This window comes from Oceanicaulis sp. UBA6590, assembly GCF_002433705.1.
In the GTDB taxonomy this organism is placed as follows: domain Bacteria; phylum Pseudomonadota; class Alphaproteobacteria; order Caulobacterales; family Maricaulaceae; genus Oceanicaulis.
This window is the reverse complement of record NZ_DJIQ01000056.1, coordinates 11253-19424: the sequence shown is the minus strand read 5'-3', so window position 1 is coordinate 19424 and position 8172 is coordinate 11253. Positions and strand designations below refer to the sequence as shown.

The 8172-nt window shown below is 67.9% G+C and carries 5 protein-coding genes and 1 pseudogene; 5 read left to right on the top strand and 1 reads right to left on the bottom strand.

From position 1 onward, the window contains the following. From B2Z70_RS15430 to B2Z70_RS11540, 5 genes and pseudogenes are all read left to right on the top strand, one after another. Nucleotides 1-126: pseudogene (locus tag B2Z70_RS15430) on the top strand (AAA family ATPase); the annotation flags it as partial. 7 nt (nucleotides 127-133) lie between these two features. After that, complete coding sequence (locus B2Z70_RS11555) at nucleotides 134-1021, top strand: DUF58 domain-containing protein (RefSeq protein ID WP_009801664.1); 888 nt, start codon at nucleotides 134-136, stop codon at nucleotides 1019-1021. Continuing rightward, nucleotides 1018-3735, top strand: a complete 2718-nt coding sequence (locus B2Z70_RS11550) for a DUF4159 domain-containing protein (RefSeq protein WP_292983430.1) — start codon at nucleotides 1018-1020, stop codon at nucleotides 3733-3735. The genes B2Z70_RS11555 and B2Z70_RS11550 overlap by 4 nt, the downstream gene beginning before the upstream one ends. Beyond that, on the top strand, nucleotides 3735-5780 hold the full coding sequence (locus tag B2Z70_RS11545) for a hypothetical protein (protein ID WP_292983428.1): 2046 nt from the start codon (nucleotides 3735-3737) through the stop codon (nucleotides 5778-5780). The genes B2Z70_RS11550 and B2Z70_RS11545 overlap by 1 nt, the downstream gene beginning before the upstream one ends. Before the next feature lie 104 nt (nucleotides 5781-5884). After that, entirely contained in the window at nucleotides 5885-6718 is an 834-nt protein-coding gene (locus B2Z70_RS11540) for a class I SAM-dependent methyltransferase (RefSeq protein ID WP_009801667.1), read from the top strand. Here the strand turns inward: B2Z70_RS11540 and B2Z70_RS11535 are convergent. Continuing rightward, the coding region (locus tag B2Z70_RS11535) for an aminotransferase-like domain-containing protein (RefSeq protein WP_292983426.1) at nucleotides 6715-8172 on the bottom strand (1458 nt) is incomplete at its 5' end. The genes B2Z70_RS11540 and B2Z70_RS11535 overlap by 4 nt on opposite strands.

The window sequence follows — 8172 nt, the reverse complement described above, 5'->3', positions numbered from 1 at the left end:
ACCGAGGACGTGCTGGCGCTCGCCGGCCCCGTGCTCAAGCACCGCATGGCGCTCAGCTTCGCGGCCCGCGCCGAGGGCGTGCAGCTGGACGCCCTGATCGACCGCCTCGCCCACGCCGCCGCCTAGGGTTTCGATGAGCCAGGCCGCCGCCCCTTCCTATATGACCCGCCTGCGCCATGATGCGGAGGAGGCGGCGGCGCGTTTTCCCGCGCTGCTGGCGGAGGCCGAGCGCATTGCGGCCAGCGTCTCCCACGGCGTGCATGGCCGTCGCCGCGCCGGTCAGGGCGAAACCTTCTGGCAGTATCGCCACCACCGGCCCGAGGATGGCGCGCGCTTTGTCGACTGGCGCCGCTCGGCCCAGGGCGATCACCTCTATATCCGCGAAGTGGAATGGGAGGCGGCGAACGCCGTCTATTTCTGGCGCGACGGATCGGCGGGCATGCAACTGCATTCGCGCGGCCTGCCCCTGAAGAAGGAACGCGCCTCGATCTGCCTGATGGCGATCGCCAGCCTGCTCAATCGCGGCGGCGAACGCCTGTCCGTGCTGGGCGAGACCGGGCGCGCTCGCGCGGGCCGGCAAGGGCTTGAAACCGTCAGCCGCGCCCTGGCGCTGGGCGAAGGCCCGGCCGAGCATGTGGAAGCGGCGGAGCTGCCCCGCCATGCGCGTCTTGTGATCGCCAGTGATTTTCTGGACCCGGTCGAGACCTGGCGCGCCCGCCTCAATCGTTTCGCCGCCCAGGGCGCGACCGGCGCGCTCCTGCGCATTGTCGATCCGGCCGAAGAGGATTTCCCCTTCAGGGGCCGCACCCGGTTTGAAGCCGCCGCCAGCGGCGACAGCCTGTTGTTCGGTCGCGCCGAAGACGCCCGCACCGCCTATCACCAGGCCTGGGCCCGGCATGGCGCGGAGCTCGCGGACCTGTCGCGCCAGTATGGCTGGCGCCTGATCACCCATCGTACCGACCGTCCCGCCGCGAGCGCTGTTCTGGCGCTTTATCAGACCCTGTCAGAGCCGCAGTCATGATCACACTGGGACCGCTTGCCTTCGCCGCGCCCTGGGCGCTGGCCGCCTTCGCGGTGTTGCCGCTTCTGTGGTTCCTGTTGCGCGCCACCCCGCCTGCGCCCTCGCGGGTGATCTTCGCGCCCCTGCGCCTGTTGCAGAATCTCGCGCGGACGCCGGAAACCCCGCAATCGACACCCTGGTGGCTACTGGTGCTGCGGCTTGTGATGGCCGCCCTCATCATCCTGGCGCTGGCGCGTCCGATCCTCAGCCCTGAAACCGAGATCAATTCCGACCGCCCGCTCCTGTTGCTGGTGGATGACGGCTGGCGCTCGGCGCCGGGCTGGCCGGACCTGCAGGCCCAGGCCCGCAGCCAGCTCATCGCCGCCCGCGGCGAGGGTCGGGACGTGCTGCTGGTCTTCACCGGCGCGCCCGCGAGCCAGACCGATCTGCAATTCGGCCCCGCCAGCAACGCCCTCTCGCGCCTGAACGCCCACGAACTGCGCGCCTGGCCGCCCGCCCGCGCCGTCACCGCAGAACGCCTTGAGACGATCCTGAACCAGCAAGGGGCGCCCGAGCGCTTTGATACGGTCTGGATCAGTGATGGCGTGGCTGAAGACGAAGGCGACCGCGCCCTCGCCCGCCTGCTCAATCCGCGAGGAACACTCAGCGTTGTCCTGCCCGAACCCGATCAGACCGCCATCGGCCTGACCCGTGTCGGCGTGGAGCCGGACGGCTTCACCGTGCGCCTGGTGCGCGCCGACAGCGAAGCAGAACGCCCGGTCGCGCTGACGGCCCTGGGCGCGGATGGCCAGGCGCTGGCGCGTCTGGAAGGGGCTTTCGAAGCAGGCGAGCAGCGTCTGGATCTGTCGGCCAGCCTGCCGCTCGATCTGCGCAACCAGATCGCTCGCATCACGCTGGATCGCTTCGCCTCCGCGGGGGCGACCCATATCACCGGCGACCGCTGGCGGCGTCCGCGCGTGGGCCTTATCCGGCCCGAGGCCAGCGGGGAACGCCAGCCGCTCCTGTCAGACTATCACTATGCCCGCGAAGCGCTGGCGGGATCGGCCGAGCTTGTGAGCGGGGATCTTGAGACCCTGCTGCAAAGCGAGCCCTCCGCGCTCGTCATGGTGGACAATGCCCGGATCGAGGATGACCGCCTGACCGCGTTCGTGAATGAAGGCGGGCTCCTGATCCGCTTCTCCGGTCCGAACCTCGCCACCCGCACCGATCCGCTCCTGCCCGTGCGCCTGCGCGAGGGCGGGCGTCTGTTCGGCGGCGCAATGGCGTGGGAAGACCCGCAGGGCCTCGCCCCCTTCCCTGACGAGAGCCCCTTTTCGGGTCTCTCCGTTTCAGAAGAAGCGCAAGTCACCCGTCAGGTGCTGGCCGAGCCGGGACCCGATCTTGACGCCAAGGTCTGGGCGCGCCTCGAAGACGGCACGCCGCTTGTCACCGCCGACCGCTATGGTCAGGGCTGGGTGGTGCTGTTTCACGTCACCGCCGGGCCCGACTGGTCCTCCCTGCCGTTGTCCGGGCTCTACCCCGCCATGCTCGAACGCGTGCTGTCGCTCAGCGGCGGCGCAAATCCCGCTCCGCCCCAGGGCGGCGCCTGGGGGCTGGAGCGTCAGCTCGATGCTGACGGGCTTCTGACCGAAGCTGCGACCCAGGCCGAGATGATTGCGGCGGACGCCTTCACCATGGCGCGCGCCAGCGCCACCACCCCGCCCGGCGTCTGGACGCTGGGGGCGGCGAGCGCGGCCCTCAATGTCATGCAGCCCGGCGACCAGATGGCGCTGATCGCGCGCGACCTGCCTGGCGCCACCTATCGCACCGGCGCGGGCGGCATCGAGACCCGGCTTGCGGGCCCCTTGCTGAGTCTCGCCCTGATTCTTCTGTGCGTGGATGGGCTCATCACCCTGTTCCTGTCCGGCCGCCTGCCCTTCGCCACGCGCAATTTTGGCGCGCTGGCGCTTGCAGTCGTTCTGGGCCTGGGCGCCCTGCCGCCCGATGCGCAGGCGCAGAGCGTTCAGGATATTGAACAACAGGCGCTGGAAGTGCGCCTCGCCTATGTGCTCACGGGCGATGCGCGCATTGACGATATCAGTCGCGCCGGCCTTGCGGGCCTGTCCCGTGAAAGCACGCGCCGCAGTGCGGTCGAGCCCAGCGCGCCCGTTGGCGTGGATATAGAGACGGACGAAATCCTGTTCTATCCCATGATCTACTGGCCGCTGACCGAAGACGCCCCCGCGCTCTCTCCCGACGCCGCGGCCCGCGTCACCGCCTATATGAATGCAGGCGGGCTGATCGTCTTCGACACCCGCGACGGTCGCGCCTCGGGCCGGGGACTGGCGCCGCATCCGGGGCTGGTGCGGGTGCTCGATTCGGTCGAGGTGCCGCCGCTCCAGCAGATGCCCGACGATCATGTCCTGGGACGGACCTTCTATCTTCTGAGCGCGTTCCCGGGTCGCTATCCCGACACCCCGATCTGGGTCGAGGCCAACCCTGAAAGCTCGGGGCGGGATGGCGCATCCTCGGTGGTGATCGGCTCCGCGGACTGGGCCGCCGCCTGGGCGATTGACGAGCAGGGACGCCCCCTCGCCCCGGTGGAGGGCGGGCCGCGCCAGCGTGAGCTGGCCATCCGCTTCGGGGTCAATCTCGCCATGTATTCCCTGACCGGAAACTACAAGGCCGATCAGGTGCATGTGCCCGCCATTCTGCAGCGATTGGGGCAGGATTGATGGACGCCGTTACGCTCTCCCTCTCCCCGCTCGTTCCGCCCGCGCTCGCCTATGGGCTGGGCGCGCTGGCGCTGGCTGTGGCGATCCTTGCGCTGGTGCGCGGCCTGAAAGGCTGGCTCTGGCGGGCGCTGGCCGGGCTGGTCCTGACGGGCGCGCTGCTGAACCCGGCTCTGGTGCAGGAAACCCGCGAGCCCCTGAGTGATGTGATGGTGCTGATCACCGATGACAGCGCCTCCATGCAGATCGGCAATCGCAGCGCCGCCGCCGAGCAGACGGCGCAGGCTTTGCGCGCGCTCGCCGAAAGCGATCCGCTGCTGGATCTCGTGGAGGTCAGCGGCGGCGCGTCCGAGGACGGCACGCGTCTGAACCGCGCCCTGCAGCAAGGCCTGTCGCAAGCCCCGCGCAATCGTCTGGCCGGGGTCATCATCGCCTCTGACGGCCAGATCCATGACGCGCCGCCAGCCGCCGACGATCTGGGGCTTGAAGCCCCGGTCCATCATGTCCTGACAGGCAATCCGAATGCGCGCGACCGCCGCCTGATCGTCTCCCAGGCCCCGCGCTACGGCCTTGTGGGCGATCCGGTCAGCTTCACCTTGCGGGTCGAGGATGAGGGCGCGGCCACCGGGACCGCCATGGTCAATCTCTATGTGGATGGCGGCGATCCGATCCAGGCGCGCGTACAGATCGGTCAGGACGTGACCGTTCAGGCCGAAATCGCCAATCGGGGCCCGAATGTTGTCGAGATCGAGGTGGAGCCTGGCCAGGGCGAGCTGTCGCTGATCAACAATCGCGCAGCGGTGAACGTCACCGGCGTGCGCGATCGCTTGCGAGTGCTGCTCGTCACCGGCGAACCCCATAACGGCGCGCGGGCCTGGCGCAATCTTCTCAAATCCGACCCAAGCGTCGATCTGGTGCACTTCACCATTCTGCGCCCGCTGGACAAGGATGACAGCGTGCCCGCCAACGAGCTCGCCCTGATCGCCTTTCCGGTCTTCGAGCTCTTTCAGCTGAGCCTTGAGGAATTCGACCTCGTCATCTTCGACCGCTATCGCCGCCGCGGCATTTTGCGCCCGCTCTATTTCGACAATATCGCCAATTATGTCGAAAATGGCGGCGCACTGTTGGTCACCACAGGGCCGCCCTTCGCCGGCGGCGAAAGCGTTTCGCGCTCGCCGCTCGCCAGCGTGCTGCCCGCCGCCCCGACCGGCCAGATCAGCGAAGAGCGCTTCACGCCGCAGATCAGCGAAATCGGCCAGCGCCACCCTGTCACCCGTCCCATGCTGTCAGGTGAAGGCGAATGGGGTCCGTGGTTCCGTCGCATCGGCGCGCGACCGCTGTCGGGCGAAACGGTTCTGGAAGCGCCCAATGGCGACCCCCTGCTGACCCTGTCCCATGAAGGTCAGGGGCGGGCGGCGATCCTGCTGTCCGATCAGGCCTGGCTGTGGGCGCGCGGCTATGAGGGCGGCGGTCCGCATGACGAACTGTTCCGCCGCGTCGCGCACTGGCTGATGGGAGAGCCGGAGCTGGACGAAGAACGCCTGAGCGCACGCGTCGTTGATGGCGAGCTCGAAGTCACCCGCAATACGCTTGCAGACGAGGTGCCCGAGCTGGAGATCGAATGGCCGTCCGGCGTTCAGGAATCCGTGGAGATGGATGAGACCGGGCTGGGCGTCTACACCGAGCGCATGACCGCACGCGAGCAGGGGCTGGTGCGCCTGCGCTCAGGCGATCTGACCACGGTGACGGCCTCGGGCCCGCTCAATCCTCTGGAATATCGCGATCTGCGGCCCGATCCGGAAGGCTTCGCCGCGCTCGTCGATTCCAGCGAGGGCGGGATCTTCACGCTGGGCGAGGAGATCGACTTGCCTGAATTCAGGCGGACCAATGCCCGCGCCCGACAGGCCGGGATCAACTGGGCGGGACTGAAACGCAACAACGCCTATCTGGTCACGGACGCCCAGTCCGTGCCGCTGGCGCCCGGCCTTCTCATCGCCCTTCTGGCGCTCGGCTTGCTGGCGCTCGCCTGGCGCAAGGAAGGCGCGTGACGGCGCCTGGCAGATTCCATATCGTCGCCTGACCCGAACCGTTCTAGACAGTCGTTATATCCACGCCTCAGCAGGGTGCTGAGGCGTGCGCACCGGACCCGATCATGGATCTCCTCGAACTTGGCTTCAGAACGCTGGACGAGTGGTCCGTCTTCTTCAGGACCATGCGGCCGGGAATAGAGTCTCAGCGCGCCCAGGCGCTGGACCGAATCGCCATTGAAGGCCTGCATGACCCTTATCTTGGCCTGGTCACGCCTGACAGGATTGAACTCGACAGCGCCCGTCTGCGCGAAAGTCTGATCGCCCATTCCTGCACGTCACGCACGCGGGCCATCCTGCATGTACTGCGCACTTACGCCTGCGGGCGGGAAAAGTCGCTGCGGGTCTTCGCCTCGGAACGCCTGTCGCCATTCGCCCAGCGCTTGCGTTCGATCTTTCCGCGCTTCACGGGCTCTGAATACCTGCCGCTGGCTTCGGACCGCCGGGCGCACCCACGCGTGATGCATCAGGACGTGCAGGCGCTGAGTTTCAGCGATGACAGCTTCGACATCTATGTCAGCTGCGAAGTGCTCGAACATGTGCCGGACATGGACAGGGCCATTTCGGAAGCCGCCCGCATCCTCAAACCCGGCGGTCTGTTCGTCGGCACTGTGCCTTTCAACATGCGAGGGACGGAGCGGACCATCAAGGCGCGCCTGGGCCCGGACGGCCTGGAGCATCTGGCGCCGCCGGAATATCACGGCAATCCGACACGTCCGGACGAGGGCAGCCTGGTCTTCGCCATACCCGGTTGGGACTTCGTACAGGACCTTGAAAGGGCGGGCTTTGAAGACGCCGGCATGCGCTTTGTCATGTCAGGCTATTTTGGCCTTCTGACCAATGATGTGGGCGGGGTCTTCCTCTTCGCCGCCCGCAAGCCCGTTAAGCCTGCAGCCTAGAAAACTGGCGCTTCAACCCGAACCTCTTTCGCCAGACCGGGCGTCGCGCAGACTTGCCTCCAGGCGGGCTCCAACAGGTCGAGCGCCCGGACCATGAAATCCCGGTCGCGGCTGAAGGGGAGGCGCAGATTGTGCGCCCCGCCCTGCTGGAGGAAGAAACGCGGCCCCGGCTCCAGCTTCAGCCCCCACTCGCGGGCCGCCGCCGACAGCTCGGGGCTGACCGGCCTGGGCAGGCGCAGCCAGAGCGACAGGCCGCCCTCGACCTTCAGGCTGGTCCAGTCGGGGAAACGCCGCGCGATTTCGCCGCTCAGAAAGGCGTGCTCGTCACGCAATTGCGCGCGCTGACGGTCCACTGCATCGGGGAAGTCCTCATAGAGGATGCGCGTGGTGATCTGCTCAAGCGGCGGACCACCCAGATCAATCGATGAGCGGGCGGCGTGGACCTGATCGATGATGCGTCGGTCCGCCGCGATCCAGCCCGTACGCAAGCCGCCCCAGAACACCTTGCTGGCCGACCCCAGCCGCACCACAGGCGCGCGATAATGGGGCGGATCGATCACGGGCGGCGGCGCATCGCGCCAGAGCTCGCGCACGCACTCGTCGAACACCAGCAACGCCCCGCCGCGCTTGGCGGCCCGCGCAAGACGAAAGCGCGCGTCCGCATCCATCACCTGGCCTGTGGGATTGTGATGATCCGCAATCAGATAGGCCATCTTGTAGCGCCCCTGCGCCAGGTCGCGCTCGAGCTCGGCCACCGACCAGCCGTTATCCGTCACCGGATAACCGCGCATCTGAACGCCTGCCCGATGGAAAGCCTCAAGGGCATTGGGATAACTCGGCAGGTCAACCGCCACCGGATCGCCGGGTTTGAGGAAGGCGCGGATCAGCAGCACCAGCCCGTGCTGGGCGCCCTGGGAAATCAGGATCTGATCCGGCGCCAGCGCCACGCCATCTTCGGCATAGCGATCCGCCAGCACCCGGCGCAGCCCGATCTCGCCGCGCATCTCATAGCCTGAATGCGGCAGGAGCGCCGGCAGATGCGCCATCGCCTTGCGATAGGCTGGCGCGAGATCGGGATGGGCGCGGGTCGTCGCGGCCGCCAGGTCCATCAGGCCCGGATCAGCGCTCGCCCCTTCCTGCAGCGCCTCGGCGCCGTCGGGCAGCACGGTCACCGAACCGCGCCCCTGCCCGCTTTCCAGAAAGCCCTCGGCGCGTAACAGATCATAGGCCTGGGACACCGTGATCCGCGCCACCTCGAGCTCGTCGGCCAGACGTCGCTCGCCGGGCAGCTTCACCCCCAGCCCGACACGCCCGTCCAGAATGGCGAAACGCAAGCGGTTCGCGATCTGGCGATAGGCGGGCGCGGTGGCGCTGTCGCGCCAGTCCTGCATCAGGCGGCGCAGGCTGAGCAGGGAAAGCGAGCGATCTGACATGGCGTCATCCTCAATCAGGCG

Coding starts and splice junctions, on each gene's coding strand:
- B2Z70_RS11555 (WP_009801664.1), top strand. CDS start 134: ATGAGCCAGGCCGCCGCCCCTTCCTATATGACCCGCCTGCGCCATGAT.
- B2Z70_RS11550 (WP_292983430.1), top strand. CDS start 1,018: ATGATCACACTGGGACCGCTTGCCTTCGCCGCGCCCTGGGCGCTGGCC.
- B2Z70_RS11540 (WP_009801667.1), top strand. CDS start 5,885: ATGGATCTCCTCGAACTTGGCTTCAGAACGCTGGACGAGTGGTCCGTC.
- B2Z70_RS11545 (WP_292983428.1), top strand. CDS start 3,735: ATGGACGCCGTTACGCTCTCCCTCTCCCCGCTCGTTCCGCCCGCGCTC.